Origin of the sequence: Bacillus sp. RO2 (assembly GCF_012911845.1) — a bacterium.
Classification (GTDB): domain Bacteria; phylum Bacillota; class Bacilli; order Bacillales; family Bacillaceae_I; genus Sutcliffiella_A.
Window position 1 is genome coordinate 200,179 of the sequence record NZ_JAAXCU010000046.1, and the last position, 22,886, is coordinate 223,064.

At 41.4% G+C, this 22,886-nt stretch carries 21 protein-coding genes, 3 pseudogenes and 2 riboswitches; of the genes and pseudogenes, 6 read left to right on the top strand and 18 right to left on the bottom strand.

Annotated elements, in window-relative coordinates:
* Positions 1-25: 25 nt before the first annotated feature.
* Positions 26-556 carry a YqhR family membrane protein gene (locus tag HF078_RS14865; RefSeq protein WP_205831635.1) on the bottom strand — a complete coding sequence of 177 codons (531 nt, stop codon included), beginning with the start codon at positions 554-556 and terminating at the stop codon, positions 26-28.
* 182 nt (positions 557-738) lie between these two features.
* Between HF078_RS14865 and HF078_RS14870 the strand changes: the two genes are divergently transcribed.
* Positions 739-1,686, top strand: coding sequence for a DUF1385 domain-containing protein (locus HF078_RS14870; protein ID WP_169291854.1), 948 nt, complete (start codon positions 739-741; stop codon positions 1,684-1,686).
* Positions 1,687-1,786: 100 nt separating this feature from the next.
* Positions 1,787-2,182, top strand: coding sequence for an SA1362 family protein (locus HF078_RS14875; protein ID WP_169291855.1), 396 nt, complete (start codon positions 1,787-1,789; stop codon positions 2,180-2,182).
* Between the two features lie 25 nt (positions 2,183-2,207).
* Here the strand turns inward: HF078_RS14875 and HF078_RS14880 are convergent, their stop codons facing one another.
* The 5 genes and pseudogenes from HF078_RS14880 to HF078_RS14900 all read right to left on the bottom strand — a co-directional run bounded on the left by HF078_RS14880 (position 2,208) and on the right by HF078_RS14900 (position 8,345).
* A complete protein-coding gene (locus HF078_RS14880; RefSeq protein WP_169291856.1) occupies positions 2,208-3,092 on the bottom strand; it encodes a patatin-like phospholipase family protein in 885 nt (294 codons plus the stop codon).
* A 136-nt stretch (positions 3,093-3,228) separates the two neighbouring features.
* Positions 3,229-3,654 (bottom strand): transcriptional regulator MntR, encoded by a 426-nt coding sequence (gene mntR, locus HF078_RS14885; protein ID WP_169291857.1) that lies wholly within the window; start codon positions 3,652-3,654, stop codon positions 3,229-3,231.
* A 531-nt stretch (positions 3,655-4,185) separates the two neighbouring features.
* A pseudogene (locus tag HF078_RS14890) lies at positions 4,186-5,955 on the bottom strand (vitamin B12-dependent ribonucleotide reductase); the annotation flags it as partial.
* Between the two features lie 320 nt (positions 5,956-6,275).
* A pseudogene (locus HF078_RS14895) lies at positions 6,276-7,073 on the bottom strand (ribonucleotide reductase N-terminal alpha domain-containing protein); the annotation flags it as partial.
* 435 nt (positions 7,074-7,508) lie between these two features.
* Complete coding sequence (locus HF078_RS14900) at positions 7,509-8,345, bottom strand: lipoate--protein ligase family protein (RefSeq protein WP_169291859.1); 837 nt, start codon at positions 8,343-8,345, stop codon at positions 7,509-7,511.
* 173 nt (positions 8,346-8,518) lie between these two features.
* On the opposite strand from HF078_RS14900, the gene HF078_RS14905 reads away from it, so the two are divergent.
* The gene (locus HF078_RS14905) at positions 8,519-8,899 is read left to right on the top strand and encodes a rhodanese-like domain-containing protein (RefSeq protein WP_060664943.1); all 381 of its coding nucleotides are present in this window, start codon (positions 8,519-8,521) and stop codon (positions 8,897-8,899) included.
* 48 nt (positions 8,900-8,947) lie between these two features.
* Here the strand turns inward: HF078_RS14905 and HF078_RS14910 are convergent, their stop codons facing one another.
* From HF078_RS14910 to gcvT, 4 genes are all read right to left on the bottom strand, one after another.
* Complete coding sequence (locus tag HF078_RS14910) at positions 8,948-9,442, bottom strand: DinB family protein (RefSeq protein ID WP_169291860.1); 495 nt, start codon at positions 9,440-9,442, stop codon at positions 8,948-8,950.
* Between the two features lie 342 nt (positions 9,443-9,784).
* On the bottom strand, positions 9,785-11,251 hold the full coding sequence (gene gcvPB, locus HF078_RS14915; RefSeq protein WP_169291861.1) for an aminomethyl-transferring glycine dehydrogenase subunit GcvPB: 1,467 nt from the start codon (positions 11,249-11,251) through the stop codon (positions 9,785-9,787).
* Complete coding sequence (gene gcvPA / locus HF078_RS14920) at positions 11,248-12,594, bottom strand: aminomethyl-transferring glycine dehydrogenase subunit GcvPA (protein WP_169291862.1); 1,347 nt, start codon at positions 12,592-12,594, stop codon at positions 11,248-11,250. Before gcvPA ends, gcvPB begins: the two co-directional genes overlap by 4 nt.
* Before the next feature lie 18 nt (positions 12,595-12,612).
* A complete protein-coding gene (gene gcvT, locus HF078_RS14925; protein WP_169291863.1) occupies positions 12,613-13,716 on the bottom strand; it encodes a glycine cleavage system aminomethyltransferase GcvT in 1,104 nt (367 codons plus the stop codon).
* 105 nt (positions 13,717-13,821) lie between these two features.
* A riboswitch (glycine riboswitch) is annotated at positions 13,822-13,914 on the bottom strand.
* A 3-nt stretch (positions 13,915-13,917) separates the two neighbouring features.
* Positions 13,918-14,017, bottom strand: a riboswitch (glycine riboswitch).
* Positions 14,018-14,285: 268 nt separating this feature from the next.
* Between gcvT and HF078_RS14930 the strand changes: the two genes are divergently transcribed.
* Entirely contained in the window at positions 14,286-15,983 is a 1,698-nt protein-coding gene (locus tag HF078_RS14930) for a DEAD/DEAH box helicase (protein WP_169291864.1), read from the top strand.
* Complete coding sequence (locus HF078_RS14935) at positions 15,961-16,779, top strand: YqhG family protein (RefSeq protein ID WP_169291865.1); 819 nt, start codon at positions 15,961-15,963, stop codon at positions 16,777-16,779. Before HF078_RS14930 ends, HF078_RS14935 begins: the two co-directional genes overlap by 23 nt.
* A 21-nt stretch (positions 16,780-16,800) precedes the next feature.
* On the opposite strand, the gene HF078_RS21315 is transcribed toward HF078_RS14935, so the two are convergent.
* The 7 genes and pseudogenes from HF078_RS21315 to HF078_RS20930 all read right to left on the bottom strand — a co-directional run.
* Positions 16,801-17,076, bottom strand: a complete 276-nt coding sequence (locus tag HF078_RS21315; RefSeq protein WP_481748023.1) for a DUF5658 family protein — start codon at positions 17,074-17,076, stop codon at positions 16,801-16,803.
* A 475-nt stretch (positions 17,077-17,551) separates the two neighbouring features.
* Entirely contained in the window at positions 17,552-17,797 is a 246-nt protein-coding gene (locus HF078_RS14940; RefSeq protein WP_169291866.1) for a cytoplasmic protein, read from the bottom strand.
* 75 nt (positions 17,798-17,872) lie between these two features.
* Positions 17,873-18,739 (bottom strand): AraC family transcriptional regulator, encoded by an 867-nt coding sequence (locus HF078_RS14945; RefSeq protein WP_169291867.1) that lies wholly within the window; start codon positions 18,737-18,739, stop codon positions 17,873-17,875.
* 27 nt (positions 18,740-18,766) lie between these two features.
* Positions 18,767-19,234: an NUDIX hydrolase gene (locus HF078_RS14950; protein ID WP_169291868.1), complete on the bottom strand. Its 468-nt coding sequence runs from the start codon at positions 19,232-19,234 to the stop codon at positions 18,767-18,769.
* Positions 19,235-19,246: 12 nt separating this feature from the next.
* Positions 19,247-19,999: a class I SAM-dependent methyltransferase gene (locus HF078_RS14955; RefSeq protein WP_205831636.1), complete on the bottom strand. Its 753-nt coding sequence runs from the start codon at positions 19,997-19,999 to the stop codon at positions 19,247-19,249.
* Between the two features lie 5 nt (positions 20,000-20,004).
* A complete protein-coding gene (aac(6'), locus tag HF078_RS14960) occupies positions 20,005-20,400 on the bottom strand; it encodes an aminoglycoside 6'-N-acetyltransferase (protein WP_277350524.1) in 396 nt (131 codons plus the stop codon).
* A 72-nt stretch (positions 20,401-20,472) separates the two neighbouring features.
* A pseudogene (locus HF078_RS20930) lies at positions 20,473-20,916 on the bottom strand (GNAT family N-acetyltransferase); the annotation flags it as partial.
* A gap of 86 nt (positions 20,917-21,002) precedes the next feature.
* Here HF078_RS20930 and HF078_RS14965 point away from each other — a divergent pair.
* Positions 21,003-22,187 (top strand): oxalate decarboxylase family bicupin, encoded by a 1,185-nt coding sequence (locus HF078_RS14965; RefSeq protein ID WP_169291869.1) that lies wholly within the window; start codon positions 21,003-21,005, stop codon positions 22,185-22,187.
* A 238-nt stretch (positions 22,188-22,425) separates the two neighbouring features.
* On the opposite strand, the gene HF078_RS14970 is transcribed toward HF078_RS14965, so the two are convergent.
* On the bottom strand, positions 22,426-22,758 hold the full coding sequence (locus HF078_RS14970; protein ID WP_169291870.1) for a hypothetical protein: 333 nt from the start codon (positions 22,756-22,758) through the stop codon (positions 22,426-22,428).
* Between the last annotated feature and the right edge of the window lie 128 nt (positions 22,759-22,886).

Genomic DNA, 22,886 nt, shown 5'->3' on the forward strand with positions numbered 1-22,886 from the left:
TTCTATCACATTCCGTTATTCCCTACTACTCATTCGATGAGGATTGTGTTTGTTGTTGGGAGTGCTGTTTGTCCTGATTCTGCATTTCATTGTGCTCGAATGAGATGGAATAGCCAACAAAAACCCCAAACAATATGTATAAGCATACATTTGTCACGTTTGTATCTAGGGTAAGTTCCTTGACTGTCTTAATGGAAGGAAACATTGGGTTTAATAAGAAGAAAACCAGTCCCCAAAGTGCAATGCCGTAAACAATCCCAATCCAGAATTGCTGAAACTTTTTAAGTATCGCGGCATAAATGAGCGCAGCGCCGATACCAAACAAGCCAAGCAGGATGATACTAATTACATACCCCAGCCATCCCTTTTTCCAATCACCAAGTGCCCAGGGCTGAAGTACCACATTTGGGCTGATTTCGGTAAAGCTGAATATGTAGGCAATATATCCGATAAAACTCCAGAACACACCACCGATAAATCCGGTAACGATTACTTTTGTCATAAACCCCATAGGTTCTTCTCTTTGGTTTTGTTCTAATTTCTTATTATCGCTCATGATTTTGCTCCCTTTCTTCTGTATCATTACACATATCTTTCCATAAGAACGACAGAACCATACAGTACTAGGGAACTTTTTCAAACAAAGAATCTCAGGGAGTAGAGGTTTTTTGAAGATTCGGGTAGAATATTAAGTAATAGAAATTTTTTCTTCTTAGAAAAGTTAGGTTGGTGCTATTTATGTCAAATGATTCAAAACCTGTTTATGGAGGACAGGCTGTGGTTGAAGGCGTGATGTTTGGTGGAAAACGCCATTATGTTACTGCCATTCGCAGAAAAGATGACTCCATTGAATATCTGCAAGTGCCAAGAAAAACAAACCCGACATTACAGTCGCTTAAAAAAATTCCTTTTATTCGAGGAATTGTCGCAATAGTGGAAGCAGCAGGGAATGGATCCAAGCATCTGAATTTCTCCACGGAACGATATGATGTGGATCCGAGTCAAGATGAGGAAGAGATTTATAATAAAAAAGAGCCATCCAAACTAGAAATGATCCTTAGCGTTGCAGCAGTCGGGGTTTTATCGTTTATTTTCGGGAAGTTCATTTTCACGCTTGTGCCCGTATTTTTGGCAGAACTAACAAAGCCACTTTTCCCTGGGGATTTTGCACAGGTATTGATTGAAACGGTTTTTAAATTGTTGCTTTTATTGACATACATATACTTCATTTCCTTTACCCCGATCATTAAAAGGGTATTTCAATATCATGGCGCAGAGCATAAAGTGATTAACGCTTATGAAAACGGGAAAGAATTAACTGTAAGCAATATTCAAGCACAATCAAGATTGCATTATAGATGTGGCAGTAGTTTTATTCTTTTCACCGTTATTGTGGGATTCTTTGTTTACCTTACTGTTCCCCTAGACCCTCTATGGCTGCGGGTTGTGAACCGTTTAGCGCTAATCCCCGTTGTATTAGGTATCTCTTTTGAAGTATTACAGCTTACAAACAAAGTCCGCGAAATTCCTGTTTTAAAAGTTTTGGGGTATCCTGGTCTTTGGTTGCAACTGCTAACAACAAAGGAGCCCACGGACGACCAAGTAGAGGTTGCCATCCTTTCCTTTAAGAGATTATTGGAGCTAGAACAAGATTCAGAGAAAAAGATTACCGAAGAAATAGTATAAAAATCCGCAACAAGCCTTATCCTAGAAAATATACTATTAAAACAATCAGTGGTGGTAACCATCGAAAACAAGCATACTGGTTACCTGGGAGGTGGCGAAAATGAAAAGAAGCTATCGAAAACCAATATTTTATACTCTTATTTCTTTAGCAGCTTTTTATTTGATCATTCAATTATTTAGCAATCCAGGGGGATTATTTACGAGTCTCCTTTTAATTGTAGGGGGTGCAACCGTATTTTATTTGATTTTCCGCTATTTTATCCAAGGGAAAATCGGAGCGAAAACGGATGCCCGGTATAGTAAGGCTGTCAAGCAATCGAAAAAGAAATACGCAGCAACCGGAAGCGCCAAACCAACTATCAGCCCAATTACATCTAGTAGAGATCGAGCAAGCTCTAAACCGTCAAAACCGTCCGTACCAAAAAGAAAAACCCCATCCCATCTGACCGTTATTGAAGGGAAAAAGGGCAAAAAGAAAAACCGTGCTTTCTTTTAAAGAAGGGAGCTCGGTTTTTTCTGTATCAGTAACACCACTTCATCAAAAATGCCTCTGCTCTTTTTCTCCCTATTTCCACCAGCCCTCGTTTCCTTTCCTCTGTTAACGCAAATTCCGTGAGGGCAATATGGTCCATCGGGATAAAGATGATATCCTTCTCATGGCGACTTGAGATATGCTTGGCATCATGAGCATCTTTCATCGTCTCAAACAACGCACCAAACATGGTTATGGCATTATTTATTTTGTTGACTGGCCGATCCTCTTGCTTTGCACTTAATTGAATTCCAAGTACAGGACGAACTTTTGGGATGCGATCATTATCGAATAGCCATATTGGAAAATTACTCAATACTCCACCGTCTACAAATAGATAGGTAACTCCCTTCCCCTTAAGCTTGACAGGTTCAAAAAAATACGGAATACTGCAGCTCATCCTTACTGCTTTGGCTACAGAAAACTTCTTTGAATCCATATTATATTTTGGAAGGTCATCAGGAAGGATAGCAATGGTTCCACTTGTAAGGTCAGAAGCAATAATTCTTAAATGGTCCTTAGGGAGATCACCAAAAGTTTTTATTCCCTTTGCAGCAAGCTTCTTCTCCATCCACCTCTCTAAAACATCCCCTTTATACAAACCAAGTCTCCAATACAAAAGCAGCCACTTCGTAATGGGGGAAGGCAATAATGTCCTTCTCTGATCCAAGAAATTCATAATATCTGTTTCATCTAGCATGTTACGGATTTCGTTTGAGGTATACCCTGCTGCTGTAAACGCGGCGACAATAGAACCCGCACTTGTCCCTGCTAACCGCTGAAACTTTAATCCCCTTTCCTCCACAGCCTGAAGCGCTCCGATAAGCGCAAATCCTTTGATTCCGCCACCTGAAAACACACCATCTATCTTCAATGGAATCCCTCCATCACATTGAAACGGATAACTTCCTTTTACATCTTTAATAAGGAAACGGGCAAAATATACCCTTTTCCTTGTCGAGAGCAAAAAAAGAGACAGACCTCACTGCCAGATGGCAAGGTCTATCTCTTTATTGGTTCTCTTCATTTTGTTTTTGGATGGTTTGCAAAGCTTCCACACGTTCTTTTTCTTCTTCAAAATATTGAACAAGATCACCAATACGATCAATGGCATTCCAGCTTAAATGATGCTCAATGCCTTCTACATCTTCATAAATATTTTCCTCATTTACACCTATCACTCTTAAGAACTGCTCGAGTAATTCATGACGATATACTAATCGCTTACCGATTTTCTTTCCTTTTGAGGTAAGAACTAGTCCGCGATATTTTTCATAGATTAAGTACTGGTCTTTATCAAGTTTTTGGACCATTTTTGTTACAGAAGAGGGATGTACCGCCAATGCTTCGGCAATGTCTGAAACCCGTGCATATCCTTTTTCTTCAATCAACATGTATATCTGCTCTATGTAATCTTCCATACTTGGGGTAGGCATAATATCCCTCCGTTTCCAATCCACGTTCTAAGCCGTCATATAAAATGATACCCTAACTCACGGGGGATGACAAGTTAGGGCTTTGTTTAATTCTTTTCGTATTGATAACTGTTGAAATGGAAGATTTGTATGTCGACTTTTACCTCTTTCAAGGTGTCTTGTATTCTCTTGTAGGCTTTGGGGTGTTTTCGCGTTTAAAGTGGCTTTCTCTGTTACCGTTTGGACATTCTGTGGATGTTTTTGGGCGGAGAGTGTGCTTCTCTACTACCGTTTTTACTTCTTTTCGGTGGTTTCGGGCGGAGAGACCGCTTCTCTACTACCGTTTTTACTTCTTATCCATGGTTTCGGGTGGAGAGACCGCTTCTCTACTACCGTTATTTCTTTTCTCATGTTGAATTGGGCGGAGACAGCGCTTCTCTACTACCGTTTTAACTTATCTGATGTGGGTTCGGGCGGAGACAAACCCATCTCTATCGCCAAAACAAAAACGAGTATGGAATACACTAGTAATCCATACTCGTTTCGATAAAATTATAATCCACACTTCAATTGCGCACCGCAATCTGTGCAAGTATTGCAGCCGCCAATCTCTTTAACCGTTCCAATACGACATACTGGGCAGGTATTTCCTACTTCTGATCCGTATTGTACATTGGTTGAACGTAGATCGTTGATCGTTTCAACAAGCACTACAGGCTTTTTGACGACATCTTCCATTTGGATTTGTTCGCCTTCATCCATCGTGTTCTCTTCTGCTTTTAGCGTCAGTACCTGGGAGTCACGGCTTCCGTCCACATACACGGTACCACCTTTTGCTCCACCTTTATAAAGGCGTTCGTAAACTTTTTTAACTTGATCGACCGTATATCCTTTCGGTGCGTTTACCGTTTTGGAAATGGAGCTGTCTATCCAGTTTTGGATGATGCATTGAACATCCGCATGTGCCTCAGGAGCAAGTTCCATAGCAGAGATGAACCAGTTTGGAAGGTTCTCTGCATCCGCTTCTGGGTTTGCATCCAAGTATTCTTGAACGATGTCCGCTTTTACTTCAATGAACTTCCCTAGACGTCCACTGCGGAAGTAAGAGAAGGAGAAGTATGGCTCAAGTCCAGTAGATACTCCTACCATCGTTCCTGTTGAACCAGTTGGAGCTACTGTTAACAGGTGAGAGTTACGGATACCTGAAGTCATGATACCTTCTTTGATATCTTCCGGCATTTTGCTCATGAAGCCTGTTTTCGTGAATGCTTCACGAAGGCGATTTGTTTCTTCTTCTGTATCACCAGTAAGGAATGGGAAGCTTCCTTTTTCTTTTCCAAGTTCCACAGAAGCACGATACGCAGTAACTGCGATTGTTTCAAATACTTTATCAACAAGCTCATTGCCTTTTTCAGAGCCGTATTCTGTTTCACAATAGATTAGAAGATCGTGTAGGCCCATTACTCCTAGACCAACACGGCGCTCTCCTAATGCCTGCTTTTTATTTTCTTCTAAGAAGTAAGGCGTTGCATCGATTACATTATCTTGCATTCTAACGCCGACTTCTACTGTTTGTTTTAGCTTTTCAAAGTTTACTGTTTTCGTTTCCTTGTCTGCAAATTGAGCCAAGTTAACAGCTGCTAAGTTACAGACAGAAAATGGTGCGAGGGGTTGTTCTCCACATGGGTTGGTTGCTACAACCTTTTGTCCGTATGCTTTAGCATTTGTCATATCGTTGGCATTGTCGATAAAGAAGATACCAGGTTCTGCTGAGTAGGTTGCACAAATATTGACCAGGTTCCAAAGTTCTTTTGCCTTTATCTTTCTGTACACTCTCACCTTGTGACCAAGTTTCTCCCACTCTCGTACGTCTCCAACTTCTGACCACTGCTCGTTGTAGATAGCCATTTCGTCTTTATCGTATGCTTCCACATCAGGGAAACGAAGATCAAAGTCAGCATCATTCTCAACAGCTTCCATAAACTCTTTTGTTAGGGTAATGGAGATGTTGGCTCCAGTTAGGAACTCTGAGTTATGAACGGTGTAAGTTCCACCAACTTTTAACTTCTGCTCTGCATCCTTGATGATGGCTTCTGTAAATCCGCCATATCCAGGGATGTGCTTGAAGTTTGTAACAGATTGGTACATTGTGATTTCCTGATCTGTTAATGGAGTGAACTTCAGTTTATCCTCTGCCGCTTTTTTGATGCTTTCATCGTTTGTATTTTCAATTAGGTAGCGCAAAATTCTCGGGTTTTGCATTTTGGAAATGATGAATTCGACGATATCTGGGTGCCAGTCTGCTAGCATAATCATTTGAGCCATTTCGTTACGCCGATTCGCTTAATCGACTCTCTATGTCACCATAGAGTTCAGACCATATCTTACACTTGTAAAAGTGTCCTCGCACTTCGGATTCGCTTGAATCCTACTCTACTCACTTCTGCCAAACTTCGGCATGTTTTCGATGGTCGTTGAACCTTCACCATTTGACAGGTGCTTGGCTGCTGATTATCTTTGACCGCTTGTTGTTCTTAAGCATTCACGCTCACCGTTTCCAGTCACGTTGTAGCCAACAAGTCATGAAAGACTTTCCAGCAATTCACGAGGTTTGTTTATAGACGAGGCACTTAAGCTGATTTACCACGTCTTGATCCACCTTGTTCCACAAGATGCGTCAATTTTGCAATGTCATCCAACCATGAAACACTACCAGAAGATTTACCGTTCACTCCTCTTGCAAGCGCGTTTCGTGGACGAAGCGTTGAACCGTTTGTACCAACCCCGCCTCCGCGGCTCATGATTTCCATTACTTGTTTACGGTGTTCCGAAATTCCTTCACGGGAATCTTGCACAAACGGCATCACATAACAATTGAAGTATGTTACATCCGTGTCAGCCCCAGCACCATATAACACACGTCCAGCTGGAACAAAGTTCATGTTAACTAGTTCATGATAGAACTTCTCAAACCATTCCTGGCGATTCTCTTCTGTCGTTTCTACCGCTGCCAAGCCTTTTGCGTTACGTTTGGCAATTTGCTCGTAGAAGACTTCTAGAGGCTTTTCAATGACATCCAGGGAACGAACAACTACGCCTGTTTCGGCTTCACCTTGCTTTGTCAGAACTCCACGATACTCTTCTTCAATTAGTACAGAAGCCTTCTTGGTAGACCAGTCTATGTCTTGAATGAAACCAAGACCTCTTGCAGGGAATTTGGGATCTTCTTTAATCGTTAATACAACAAAATCTCCAGCGGTAAGTGTTACTTTTTCTGTATCTTTGAATGCGTAACGATCGAGCATGACCAGGCGGGAAACACCTTTATGTGTGGTGGTCATGTCCTCTGTAATGGGGTGTACTTGAGGAAACAAGCCGATGTCCTTGTTCAAGCGTTCTACATTAATTTTCAATTTGTTTTCATTAATAGCAATGGTCATTATTACAACTCCTCTAAAACTAGTAGTTCTACCAAAAGTTACTCCTGTAAAATTTGTTTGTACAGATAAGGTATCATATCTGTTGGCAAAATATCAACATATAGTATATAAAATATTTTCGACACTACTATATATTGATTTTCCGCAGAATAAATCTAAATTTGTCAAATTGTAAAAGGGTCAATTTAGGGAGGATAATCAAGAGAAACGAAGATTATAATCTATTTTCGAGGCAGAATGACTTTTTTTGTCGGTTGCGCATTTTTACGAATTATAGCGAGCCTACTGTACCAACGTTTTAAGAAAATCCTTCCTATTTGACGAAAAATATTTTTTTATTTTTCATTCTTGACTTTTTACATATCTAGTCGACTCTTTACACTACCCTACTAGATGTAGTGCAAAACAAAAAGATAACGAGAAATATGCTCCTCGTTATCTTTTATAATTCCACTCGTCTGTGGAATATTTCTTTTCCATTATGGCATGTACTTCAGCTAATTCTGCTTCTGTCAGTTCATATGTTTCAAGTGTAATGTTAAGTCCTTTTTCAAACCCCTCATAAAAAGCCTTCTTTGCTTCTTCCATGGTAACTGGATTCTCGCGAAGAGCATTGATTGCCACCGCTTTATTTTTAAAATTCTTCTGCATTCGTTCCTTTACGCGTTCGCTTGGGTAGTTAAACAGGCTAAACAACATGTCCTCATCAATATCTAGTAGAATGGAGCCATGCTGAAGTATGACACCTTTTTGACGTGTCTGCGCACTGCCGGCAACCTTTCTTCCTTCTACTACAAGCTCATACCAGGATGGTGCATCAAAACAAACAGAAGAACGGGGATTCTTCAATCCTTGCTTTTCCTCTTCTGTTCTTGGAATTGCGAAGTATGCATCAAGTCCAAGCGCTTTGAAACCTTCTAAAATACCTTCTGAAATGACTCGGTATGCCTCTGTTACCGTTTGCGGCATTTCTGGATGCTCTTCCGAGACAATAACACTATAGGTTAGTTCCATGTCGTGAAGGACACCACGGCCACCTGTTGGTCTTCTAACAAACCCAAGGCCAAGTTCTTTTACACGTTCCATATTTATTTCTTTTTCTACTTTTTGAAAATAACCGACAGATAATGTCGGAGGATTCCAACCATAAAAACGGATAGTTGGTGGAATGATGCCTTTACTGTGCCAATCTAATAATGCTTCATCAAGCGCCATATTAAATGCAGGAGATTGATTTTGTGAATCAATAAACCTCCAAGTTTCTCTAGTCATGTTATGTACCTCATTTATCTTTATATGATGAATTAGTCTACCAAAAGTACACCGGGATTTCAAAGTTAAAGCTTGGCAGTTTTTTATGGCCGGCTAGTAGAAAAGGATGACATTTCGGACGAGCTTTTATATAATATACTTTGGTATAAAAAGAAAAAGAGGGGTTGTCTAGTTTGGCTTTATACGTAACTTTAGGAATTTTGGCGGCATTTATTGTCTATTCAGTGATCATGTTTATCTACCAACGTAAAATTCTAACAACCTTAACGGAAGAAGAATTTCGTGCTGGTTATCGTAAAGCGCAATTGATTGATGTTCGTGAACCAAAAGAGTATGAAGGCGGGCACATCCTTGGCGCAAGAAATATCCCTCTATCTCAAATGAAAATGAGAATGAGAGAGGTAAGACAAGACCAACCTGTCTATATTTATTGCCAGAACACCATGCGTAGTGGTCGTGCAGCTCAAATGTTAAAGCGTAAAGGGTACACGCAGCTTTATCAACTTAAGGGCGGCTTCAAGCAATGGGGCGGTAAAATTAGAACGAAGAATTAATAGATAAGAGCACTTGCAGAGTAAGTAACTGCAAGTGCTCTTTTGTGTTTATTGAACGGTGTTGTTTAATGTTTGGTTGATTTGATCGATGTGACGTCGCTCATGGAACCCTATTAGTTGTACCCATTGTTGCGCAGAGAGGTCGCCGATCCAGCGGTGATTAAAGCCGTATTTATGTAAAGTCTCTTCGTTCACTTCTTGAATGAATGTGTTCAGGTTAGCTCTGGATTGCTCCAGCAAATCTATTAGTTCTGTTTTTGTGTACGGGTGTTCGGAAGGAGTAATGTCTTCCGGAGCCACCACTTTATATGTTCTGTTGGCTAGGATTTTTGCCAAATTCAATTCTTTCTCTTCTACTTCATGTTTCACTTCAATCGCTTTTCTTAGGCCGTTGGTGATCTTGTTTTCAATTAGATATAAGTGCTCTACGTTTTGAGAGACGGTCCAGAGGTTTTCGTGTTTTTGATGCAGTTGTTCTTCTGAGATTCCTTTTAATAATTCTAGCAGTTCTTCTCGTGCTTTATAGGTTTGCTCATAGTACATTTGCTTTCCCCTCCCTTTGTTTCTAGTTATATCTTACGGGTTTTTGGGGAGTTTGAGAAGTGAAAAAAGATGAGGTGTGCTGATTTATGGCATTAAAGTGATAGAACGGAGTCGGCATGCTACGGATATCAAGAAAAAATGAAATATATCAAGAAAAATTCCGATATATCAATAATTCTCGGGATATATCAATAATTTTCAGCATATATCAATAAAAATCACAACATATCAAGAAATCGACACAATCTCACCAAATCCGACACCATTAAACCCGCAAGTTCCCGTCCAACACCATAGAAAAGAGAACAGGTCCCCCTGTCCTCTCTCCAATCAAAATCTCATTCAAGCTTCCTTCTGATAACGCAACACTGGCTTACGCGCTGCCAGCGTCTCATCCAATCTCTTAATCACGGTCGTATGAGGTGCTTCTTGAACGACTTCCGGATTTTCTTCCGCTTCACGCGCAATCTGGATCATCGCTTCAATGAAGGAATCCAATGTTTCTTTTGATTCCGTTTCAGTCGGCTCGATCATGATGCACTCTTCCACATTCAATGGGAAGTAAATCGTTGGCGGATGGTAGCCGAAGTCAAGCAGGCGTTTGGCGATATCCAATGTGCGAACACCAAGCTTCTTCTGACGCTTACCACTTAGCACAAATTCGTGCTTACAATGTCTGTCAAACGGTAAATCGTAGTGCTCTGCCAAACGGCGCATCATGTAATTCGCGTTCAGTACGGCATATTCCGTTACTGCTTTCAGACCATCTGGACCCATAGAACGGATATACGTGTATGCACGAACATTAATGCCGAAGTTTCCGTAGAACGGCTTCACGCGACCGATAGATTGTGGACGATCGTAGTCGAAACCGAACGTGCCGTCTTCATTTTTCACTACTAATGGCTTAGGCAAGTAAGGGATCAAATCAGCTTTAACGCCGACTGGACCGGAACCAGGACCACCGCCACCGTGAGGGCCTGTAAATGTTTTATGCAAGTTCAGGTGAACCACGTCAAAGCCCATGTCTCCAGGACGCGCTTTGCTTAATACCGCATTCAGGTTCGCTCCGTCATAATAAAGCTTTCCGCCTGCATCATGGACGATGCGCGCCATTTCTAGAATATTCTCTTCAAAAAGGCCAAGCGTGTTCGGGTTGGTCAACATCAAAGCAGCCGTGTCTTCCCCTACCACTCTGCGAAGATCCTCTAAATCTACCAAACCGTTTTCATCGGATTTAACCGTAATGGTTTCAAGACCAGCAACAGTTGCAGAAGCCGGATTTGTTCCATGTGCGGAGTCAGGAACGATAACTTTTGTACGGTTATGGTCATTGTTTGCTTCATGGAATGCACGAATCATCATTAGACCTGTCCACTCACCATGTGCTCCGGCCGCAGGTTGCAGTGTCACTTCATCCATTCCTGTGATTTCAATCAAGTGCTCTTGCAAGTCGTGCATCAATTCCAACGCACCTTGTACAGTTGATTCACACTGCAATGGATGGATATGTGCAAAGCCTGGGAAGCGTGCTACGTTTTCATTGATTTTCGGGTTATATTTCATCGTACAAGAACCAAGCGGGTAGAAGCCGGAGTCCACACCGTGGTTTCGATTACTCAATGCTGTATAGTGACGCATAATATCAAGCTCGGAAACTTCCGGTAGTTCTGGTGCTTCCTCGCGGATGTATTCGCTTGGGAAAAGTTCTGCTAAATCTACTTCAGGTACATCGTTTTCAGGCAGGCTGTATCCAATACGACCTTCTCTGGACATTTCAAAAATGAGTGGTTGATTTTGCTTCTTCATTGCTGATGAGCCCCCATTTCTCTCGCTAGTGTGTCAATTTCTTCTTTCGTGCGTAATTCTGTAACTGCAAGTAGCATATGGTTTTCCAGTTCAGGATAGTATGTTCCTAGGTCGTAGCCACCGATCATTCCTTTTTCAAGAAGCTTGCGGTTTACTTCTTTAATAGGAGTGGACAGTTTTACAACGAATTCGTTGAAGAACGGACCGCTGAATGTTACTTCAAGACCTGCTGCTTCTAAAGAACGCTTAGCATATTGTGCTTTTTGGATGTTTTGTACGGCCATTTCCTTCACACCCTTTTTGCCAAGGGCTGTCATGGCAACAGATGCTGCGAGTGCATTCAATGCCTGGTTGGAACAGATGTTGGAAGTCGCTTTATCACGACGGATATGTTGTTCACGTGCTTGCAGCGTCAGAACGAATCCGCGTTGGCCTTCCTCGTCCACTGTCTGACCTACTAATCTACCAGGAACTTTACGCATCAATTTGGATGTTACCGCAAAATAACCACAATGCGGTCCACCGAATTGAGTAGGGATTCCGAATGGTTGCGCATCACCTGTTACAATATCAGCACCAAATTTACCCGGAGGTGTCAGAGCACCAAGCGCCAACGGATTAGAAGAAACAACGAACATTCCCTTGTCTGTATGAGCAATTTTTTCAATTTCTTGCAGCGGCTCCACTTGACCGAAGAAGTTTGGATATTGAACCATTACTGCCGCAACGTCAGATGACATCATTTCTTCTAATGCAGCTACATCGGTTACTCCATTTTTCGTTGGGATCTCTACCACTTCCACATATTGTCCTTTTGCATAAGAAGTTACCACTGCTTTTGCTTCAGGGTGAACTGCGCCCGAAATAAGCACTTTTTTCTTTTTCGTATGACCGCAAGAAAGCATCGCTGCTTCTGCGAAGGCTGTTGGGCCGTCATACATAGACGAGTTTGCCACGTCCATGCCTGTTAGTTCACAAATCATTGTTTGGAATTCAAAGATAGCTTGCAGTTCCCCTTGTGAGATCTCAGGCTGATAAGGCGTGTATGCTGTGTAAAATTCAGAACGGGAAATAACATGGTCAACGATGACCGGCATGTAATGATCGTATACGCCAGCTCCCAAGAAGGAAGCATGCTTTCTTAAATCTTTATTTTTAGCAGCAAGCTCACTTAACTCACGCATCAATTCTGACTCAGATTTTGCTTGTTTAATTTTCAGTTCTCCGTCAAATCGAACGCTTTCCGGGATGTCTGAAAATAGTTCGTCAATAGTTTGTACTCCTATTACTTGAAGCATTTCTTGAATATCTTGGTCTGTCATCGGTAAATAACGATGTTTCATGTGAGTTCCCCTCTCCGGTTAGTTTTTCGGACGTTGATAGAATGGTGCTTTTACCACTTTTGCTTTTAGACGTTTTTTACGAACTTGCACTTCCACTTCTGTTTCAAGATCTGTGAATTCTTTTTTCAAAAGTGCCAGGCCGACATTTTTCTTTAAAGTTGGAGATTGAGTACCAGTTGTCACTTCCCCAACTTGCTCGTCACCTACAAACACTTCATAGCCGTGTCGAGGAATTCCTTTGTCTATCATTTCAATTCCAACGATACTTCGAGGTGCGCCGTTTTCTTTTTGCTCTTTTAAAACTTCTTTCCCGAAGAAATCCTCTTCTTTGTTCGTTTTGACTGCGAAACCAATACCAGCTTCAATCGGTGTTATGTCTTTTGAAAGTTCTTGACCGTAAAGAGCAAGCTTGGCTTCAAAGCGCAAGGTGTCACGTGAACCTAATCCGCATGGAACTAGCCCGTCTTCTTTTCCAGCTTCAAGCAGCGTGTTCCAAAGTTGAACTGCGTCATCTTGCTGGCAATAGATTTCAAATCCATCTTCACCTGTGTAACCAGTTCTAGAAACAAGCGCTGAAATACCATCAATATCTACATTTTCTTTAAATTTAAAAAATTTAATTTCTGAAAGGTCCGTACTTGTCAGCTTTTGCAAAACTTTCTCTGCAACTGGACCTTGAATCGCAAGCTGTGCGATACTCTCTGAGATATTTGTGACTTCTACTTCTTCTATTGCATGGCTTTTTAACCAATCATAATCTTTTTCTATATTGGATGCGTTCACAACAAGCAGGTAATCCTCATCCGCTTTTTTGTAGACTAGAAGATCGTCTACCGTCCCACCGTCCGGATAACACATTGCTGTGTATTGTGCACCACCGTCTTTGAGTTTGGAAACGTCATTTGTCATCATTTTCTGTAGGTAAGCAAGACTGTCTTTTCCTTTTACTTCAATCTCTCCCATGTGGGAAACATCGAATAAACCGGCTTTTGTTCGAACCGCTTCGTGTTCTTCTTTAATACTTGAAAATTGAACGGGCAGATCCCATCCACCAAAATCAATCGTTTTACCACCATGCTCTTTGTACACATCAAATAATGGTGTTTTTTTAAGTTCAGTCATTACTTTTCTCCTCCTTTTACTAACCAAAAGAATGTAAACCTACTAGTTTGCCTTTTTGCTCTGATCCAAAAAAGGACAGAGAAACTCCTTTTTCAAAAAAGAGTTCTCTGTCCTTTGCACCTGAAAGTTTACCTTATATAGAAGGCTTTCCCCTTTGGTGGTTTATTCCGAATCAATAGGAATAAACGCTCTCCAGAGTTGCGTCCAACAAGAGTCTTTTTGCCTGAGAGATTCACAGTCATTCTGCTTGCTCCTTCGGCGCTGCCGTATTTTTTATGGCAGTCTCTCCCCTTGTTCTCATTCGCAATATAATATTTTCTTTAAACATGGTCATACTAATAGAAAGTTACAACATTCATGTTTATATAGCCAGGCAATCTGCCTTAAAAAGCTCACTATTATCCTACCATTAGACAAAGGAATCTGGCAATATAAAAACACTTATTATTATTATTTTTATATAGCTAAATGTTCGTGTTTAAACAAGTAGATTATCAATATTTTCTAATGAAAACGCTATCCTTTTGCAACATACTATAAATTGGATAATTCAGAAAGGATGCACAACAATGAATGTAGAGATTGTTTTTGATAAAGAATGGCAGGACGAACTGTTAAAACGCATGGAAGATGATGGTCCTTGGGCTAATTACGAACTATTCAAGCTTGCGTTAGAGGTGGAAAACCATCTAAGCATCCCAGAATTTGAAGGATTGCTTGCTCCTTCCCACTTGCCACAACTGACTCCACTTCCTCACCAGTTGGAAGTTGCCAGAAATGTGGTGGAGGAGATGAACGGGAAAGCCATACTCGCCGATGAAGTGGGGCTAGGTAAGACCATTGAAGCAGGACTTATTCTTAAAGAATATATGATTCGAGGACTAGTGAAAAAGGTTTTGATTTTAGTTCCAGCATCCCTTGTATCACAATGGGCCATTGAATTGAATCAAAAATTCTACATCCCCGCTATCGGTCAAAAAAAGAGTTATGTTTGGGAGCAATGTGATGTAGTGGTTTCTTCAATTGATACCGCAAAAAGGAGTCCGCACCGCGAAATCATCAATAGCTTGGAATACGACATGGTGATAATTGATGAGGCTCACAAACTGAAAAATAATAAAACCAAAAACTATGAATTTGTACAGAATTTAAAGAAGAAGTTTTGCCTTTTGTTAACAGCCACTCCTATTCAAAATAAAGTGGAAGAAATTTTCAACCTAGTGTCCCTTCTAAAACCCGGCCACCTAGGGAGCGAGAGTAATTTTACGGAAGTGTTTCGTGCAAAAGACCGAAAGCTTGAGAACGACGATTATTTAAAAGAACTCGTCAATAAAGTGATGATCCGAAACAGGCGCGGGGATACAGGCATTGATTGGCCAAAAAGAAATGTGGAGTCTTGTATCATTGAATTTTCAAAAGAGGAACAGGATCTTTATGATGCCATTAATCAGTTAAAGACAGATCCTTATGTGCCGATTACCAGTCAATTCTCCATCATGACCTTGCAGCGGGAAGCATGCAGCAGCAGGGAAGCTGTCTACTATACCGTTAAAAATATGATCGAACGGAAGCAACAAGAAAATCCACATTATCAACCCTCACAGGGGCTTTTGAACATTTTCGAAAAAATTGATTTGGTTGGACGAAACTCTAAAGCAGAGAAAGTTTTAGAGCTGATCAGAAATGTAAATGACAAAGTCATCATCTTCACCGAATATAGAGCGACACAAATGTATCTCCAATGGTTCTTAAAGCAAAATGGCATCACATCTGTTCCTTTTCGGGGAGGCTTCAAACGAGGTAAAAAGGATTGGATGAGAGAATTGTTTAAAAATCATGTGCAAGTGCTGATTGCAACAGAAGCCGGGGGCGAGGGAATCAACCTGCAATTCTGTAACCACATTATTAACTACGACCTTCCCTGGAACCCTATGAGACTTGAGCAGCGCATTGGCCGGATTCACAGGCTCGGACAAGAGCGTGATGTGAACATCTATAATTTTGCCACAAGTAACACCGTCGAGGAACATATTTTAAAGTTGCTATATGAAAAAATTAATCTGTTTGAACGAGTAATTGGAGAGCTTGATGATATCTTGACGAAGATGGAAATCAAGAATTTAGAAGAGCACATACAAGACATCATGCTTCATTCAAAGTCAGAGGGTGAAATGAAGATAAAGATGGAGAACCTCTCCTCTATTATTGAATTTGCCGATCAGATGAAAAAGGAGGACGGTCCACATGCAGCAGCGGGAAATTCATAGATTTTTGGAGCGATACTTTACGGCGAACAGCTGTGAAATAGTCGAGAACACGAACAGCCATCTTGCCGTGCAATTGACCATTGATATGGACAAAGAACTGATGAACCGGCCTTTTTATTGGCACTACCTCGAAAAAACAGGCGGTGTGCCAAATCCGATGAAGATGACTTTGATTACCGACAGCAACAAGGCACCTGAAGACTTAAAAGGGGATCATGTCCATTTTGGCTCTCCACGTATGCACCAAATTTTTGAATCCACGAAAAGTCTAGCAGGGTATATTCGGCTGTATGAAAATATTCCTTCTCATACCGGTGAAGGTCATCTTCCCCTGCATCCATGGCTAAATGTCAATATGAAAGTAAGTTATCAATGCGACCGCAAGAAGGATGTCATTATGTCACTTGGTATCCATCTGATTACTGGCACGATTGTAGAAAAGTTTCAAGAAGAAGTGGAAAAGATCAATCTGACACCTAAGATTCCTGATTTTTGTTTTACCATGACTCCGATTATTAAGCCGGCAAGTGGACTTACCAGGCTTGAGCATTATGTAAATGGATTTATTGCAACTGAAGATCATCAATGGGCAGAAGACGCGAGGAAAAGATGGGATCAAGATCTCCAGCTTTTAACACATTTTTACGAGGATGATGAAGAAAAGCCAGAGGCCTATGAAACAGAAAAGAAAGCTCTTCAAGAGCAATATGAGCCAAAAATTCATGTGACAATCATTAACGGCGGGCTTTTCTATTTAAGTCCTAGTTTTATTAATAACATACACAGTGGTAGATGAAAACTACCATTGTGTATGTTTTTAATTTAAATAGTAGTAGATCCAATAGATATGTAGCACTGTGACAAGGCTATACCCACAAACGGCGGTAATGCAGACCACTTTAAGAATGGCTGATTTAAGTTTGAGATTATTTTGTATGAAGAACAGTAGAAGTATGGAGATGCCAAATTTAAAGAGTAAAAATAAGGCCGGGCTTGTTTCATAGAGGGATTTCATTAACGGGTTACCTTCATTAATTAGTTGAAAGTGCAGACCAAAATATGTAGCAACTCCGTCAAAAAAGTTTAATAGCAACAGCGCGATTAATAGCTTTTTGATTATGGCACACCTCCACGCCGGTTTTGTTCTCTAGTAAGAACAATTATACATTTACAATTCGTTATTAAGCAAGAGTTTTGTTCTTTTTTAAGAACATACGACTAGCATTATTTCTCCAGTGTATCCATTTTTGGTAGGATTATAAGGTGATGTGGCGACGTGGGAGGTTTTTTGGAGGGGCTTTAGTTTGAATGATGACAGAATTTAGAGGGGTCTGCACTTTTTGGCATCGTTCAGCTTCTTAGATGCCAGACTTTGTGGGATTCTGCTTTTTCTGGCATCGATCAGCTCCTTAGATGCCAGACTTTATGGATTTCTCCTTTTTCTGGCATCGTTCGGCTTCTTAGATGCCAGACTTTATGGATTTCTCCTTTTTCTGGCATCGTTCAGCTCCTTAGATGCCAGACTTTATGGATTTCTCCTTTTTCTGGCATCTATAAAGATTTTAGTATCAAAACCAAGCTTGATTCATTTTCTCCAAAAACTCTTTAGTAATAGGAAACCCTGAACTTTCCCCAATAACAGAATCAATGCCGCAATGGGGACATATGGCCGTTTGATCTCGGTCAATCCATTCTGTTATAAGAGTAGGGCTGTAAATTTCCAAACAATAAAAACAGCCACATTTCTTATCCTCTTCTAATCCTTTTTTATGATGACTGGTGAATTTGTGCGCCTGTGCAATATTGTCTTCCATGGATGAAGTTTCTCCTCTCTATTTTCAAAAAAATAAGAAGTCCACCTCTTCACGACAAGGTGGACCATCTACTATTTATTTTATCGGTATCCATATCTCCGAGTAAAGGTCTGGATTCGACGGATTCTCATCCGTGTACAATTCAAAATCAGGTGCTCCAGAATGCTCGTAGCTGTTGGATGGAAACCACTCCGAGAAAATACGCTTCCAAGTATCCTGCATGGCATGTGGCATCGGGCCGTGCACTTCAAAAACTACCCATTTAGAAGCTGGAATCTCTAATTTATCCAGTTCTACCGGAATTTCGCCTTCAATCGCAGCCGCCACCCAATAGTCCATCACCTGTTCTGATTTCATCTCTTCTGTTGTTCCTTCGCACACGCCAAGGACGCCTTTAATGGCACCATTATTTAATGTAAACAGCTTATCTGTGAAACCTTCTGCATTCACATCCTGCCAAAACTTCGGGATCTCCCTGGACTGCTCATCATTAGCACATGAAAATCTTCGTTTTTTCCCAGCTACTGTAAATGCCTCTTTGTTCACTACACTATACTTCATCGGTTCTGCCCCTTCCAATGTCACCTGGATGACCAGGCGGTTATAAGTTTGCAGCTTCCCTTCATGCTTCCGCACTTCTGTTGGAGAAGTACCATGTTGCCTTCGGAATGCCTTCGTGAAAGCCTCGGGAGTGTCGTAACCATATTTGTAGGCGATATCGATAATCTTGTTGTCTGTTGTAAGCAATTCCTGTGCAGCAAGCGTCAACCTTCTTCTTCTCAAATATTCTGCAACCGATGTATCCGTCAATAAACCGAATGTACGTTGAAAATGAAAGGAAGAAACATTTGCATGTCTAGCTATATCCCCAATCGTAATGTCTTCTGTCAGATTCTTTTCCATATATTCGATTGCCTGCTGAATCGACTCTACCAACGCCATATAACCTCACCCCTTATGTCTATCCTATCAGCGTGAACAATTGGTTTCCTGTTCGTTTGTGCTATGTTTTGGCAGGTTTCTTAATCTATCTGCTTCTTTAATATTGTCATGTAAATAGGATTCCGTTTTAGGATGGTTCACTATTTTATCGGTCGTCATCCAATGAACAGCCTCCACTTCATCCGGACTCTTAGGAAAGGGCTCGCCACTCTTCCATTCACACAAGAATACGATGTCCACAACTTCCCGGCCATCCGGCAAAACGAAAGAGGTATTGCGGACATACGTCATAATTTCTTGAACCTTGATTCCTACTTCCTCCATTAACTCACGTCTCAAAGTCCGCTCCAAAATATTAGAAGAAGCACCTTCTGGATCAACCGTCCCTCCAACAAAGGAAAGCATCCCACCTGCATGCTCCTCCTTGCGACTCCGCTCAATCATTAACCATTTGTCCCCTCTGTACACAGCACCCTCTACATTAATGAAAAACATCTCTAATCCCCCTTATTTTCTGGCTTTAATAATTAGTGTTGATGGAAACCTGCGAGTTTTGTAAAGAGAATAGTAGCGGTCAGATACCGGAGCGTCCTCATCTTTAAAACGTGCACCTGCCTCACTTTCTACTACCTTCTCAATAGTGAAGCCTGCTTGAATCAGTTCATTTATGTAAGTTGCCAGTTTTCTAGTGTGGATGGTCATCGGTGCATCTTCTCCTTTGAAATTTTCAAAGGTATGCAGTCCTTCTTGCTGGTAGGAACCATTTAAAGTAATAACACCATTTTCGCTACTAATATGAGCATATAAGGGATGATCCCAGCTGAAAAGGAAGCTTCCACCTTGTTTTAAATAGGAATAGATCAGCTGCAAGGTTGCCTTTAAATCTGTCGTCCAGCCCAACGCATAAATGGAATAAACACAATCAAAATAATCTTTGGGAAGGTCGATTTCTTGTTCCATCGGCGCACAATATAAGCGGGGTTCCAGGCCATGAAGGGTTTTTTCTGCAGCTAATTTCTGCTCGGTGGAAAGGTCCACTCCCCACAGTTCTGTAGCGCCTTTTTCCTCCGCCATATACTTTAAAGAATGACCACTTCCAAACCCGATATCCAACACCTTTTTGTTTTGCAAATCATCCAAAAGCTTCAATTCTTCTTCGGTCTGACTGAAAGGCCCGTAACTTGGAAGGGCATCCACCCCGTTGAAATAATGGGCGACCTTGTCCCAGCTTTTGCGATTACTTTCCAATAGTTGATTCATCCCTATTACCCCTTTATATCTTTAATAAATGCGATTAATCTGCTTGATTCCTTAAAGCCCATTCCAATGTGGAAATCATAGCTTACATGATTGTCCAGGTGGATGTCCGATCCGATTTGCTTGCAACCTTTCTTTTTAAGCCACTGTTCTCCTACCTCCACTAGCTTTGCGGAGTACCCTTGCCTTCTGTACTGAGGCTTCACATATATCCCTTCTATGTACCCTGTCGGTGATGATTCCGTTCCTTCCACATAATCCACTCTGATAGAAAGATGGATAAAGGCGACAAACTCGGAACCAGATCGGTAAAATAAAATCTTGTCCCGATTAGAAGCCATAATCTCATGAAAAGACTCATGGAGTTCATCCTCCGCGCTTTCCGGCCAGAGGTCTAACGCCATTTCGGTGTAGTGCTCTTTATGAGCGGTCAAAGCTTCCACTACGTTAGGACCCTCGATATCAACTGGTGTTTTTAGTTCTAATCTTGCCAGTTGCTCTCCCCATGAAGCCATCTCCGTTTCAATAAAACCAGCCTTTTCATACATCTTTTTTGCTAGGTGGTTTTTCGGTTCAAAGCCCAGCACGACATACGGAATGCCTGTGGAGTTTGTGTTTCTTATGTCCTCCACCACTTCATTAAGTGCAGCCTTTCCAAAACCTTTCCCTTGCGATTTTTCATCTATCATTAAACGGTAGATCCAGTAGTTCCCGTCATCCGCGTCAATACCATACATCGTAAAACCAACCATTTCCTCTTCCACATAAACTCCCATAGCCTTAAATTCCGGTAAGAACTGCACTTGCGCAAGGGAATACAGGTTCGATGCGACGAAGTTTTGTTGGTTCTCTGATACTTTTAATTGAATTGCCTTCTGCCAGTTTTCAGCTGTTATTTCTCGTAGTGTAATTTTCATGATTTTGTCCCTCTTCTATTTTTTAATATCGTTTCATAACAGTAGAATAGTGTGGATTTCCTTATTATCTTTAATAAAGGGTGATCGAGATGACTGGCGAAAAAATAGATAAAAGAATCCCCCAGCCTATCAGAAGCGATGGGGCAGGAGCATTGGATCTTGGCCCGAGAAATGTACTGAGAGATTTACAGAATCCTGATCTGCTCGTGCCACCAAAAACGGATGCCGGTATTGTTCCAAATCTGCGTTTCTCCTTCTCGGATACATCTATGATTCTGAAACACGGAGGATGGTCCAGAGAGGTTACGGTCAGAGAACTTCCCATCGCTACCACTTTGGCTGGTGTTAACATGAGTCTAACCGCAGGTGGTGTTAGGGAGCTCCATTGGCACAAAGAGGCGGAATGGTCCTATATGATCCTTGGACGTGCACGCATTACTGCTGTTGATCAGAACGGAAAGAATTTTATTGCCGATGTCGGTCCTGGTGACTTGTGGTATTTTCCACCAGGCATCCCCCATTCCATTCAAGGATTGGAGCAATGTGAATTCCTGTTGGTTTTTGACTCTGGCGATTTTTCCGATTTAAGCACTCTTTCCATTTCCGACTGGTTTGCCCATACGCCAAAGGAGGTATTATCTGCCAACTTTGGAGTTCCTGAGAGTACATTTGACGATCGGCCAAAAGGACAGGTATACATCTATCAAAGCGAGGTGCCAGGACCTCTTGAAACGCAGGCTGTCTCATCACCTAATGGAAAGGTTCCTCTTCCATTCAAATATGAATTACTAAAACAGCCACCACTTGAATTTTCTGGAGGATCGGTTCGCATTGTCGATTCCACCGTTTTCAAAATATCCAAAACTGTAGCAGCTGCACTAGTGGAAGTGAAACCCGGGGGTATGCGGGAACTCCATTGGCATCCTAACAACGATGAATGGCAATATTACCTCACAGGAAAAGCACGCATGACAGTCTTTCTTGGGGACGGGACTGCCCGAACCTTTGATTATATGGCTGGTGACGTCGGTTATGTCCCATTTGCAACCGGACATTATATCCAGAACACAGGCGATGAAACGGTTTGGTTTCTCGAAATGTTCAAAAGTGATCGGTTTGAGGACGTGTCACTTGCCCAGTGGATGGCGCTGACGCCAAGACAACTGGTGGACAGTAATGTCAATATCAGTTCTTCCTTTACAAAAAACATACGAAAAGAAAAAGAACCAGTAGTAAAGTATCCACCCTATACGTATAAGCCTAAGAAAAAGTAAGACTGATGGAGAGATCTGCTAATACGAAGCCACTGAAAAAGTCTTGATTTTAGTATTTTTAACCACCGCTGTTGATTTCCGCAAATGGCTTCGCTTTCCTAGGGAAGGTGCTTGAGCCTCCTCGCTTCGCTGCGGGGTCTCAAGCTACCTTTATCTCCCTCAGGAGTCTTCGCCTTTTGCTCCAATCACCAGCTAGGTATCATAAAAACTTTACGTTATTAGTTTTTCAGTGGCCTCGCTAATACTGACGGGTCTCTCTTTTTCTTGCATACCTTAAAGATAAAATAATAAATAGAACAAAGGAGGCAATCCCTAGCAAGATATATGGGAGGAGATCTGTCCAATGAAAAGGTGCTTCATTAAGGTAGACAGCTTTTACCCACTCCCCGCTACGTTCTTCTATTGCTATGGCTGTATCAGGGGCAACTCCCTCAATGTCATAATACTTTGTGCCTTTATCATAAAGGTTGGATGAATCTCCATAATAGCTGCCAGAGTACTCATCAGCCTTTCTTTTAACCTCCCCAATCTCATTACCTATTTCTCCTTTAGTGAGTCGTTCATCGGTCACCTCGTACACTCCGCCTTTATAAACCACAAATGGATAAGCCTAGTCCAAGGCAAATACGTTATTAGAAGCAAGGAATGTGAAAAGTAGACTTAGTAATATTTTCTTATTCAACTACTCATCCCCTTATA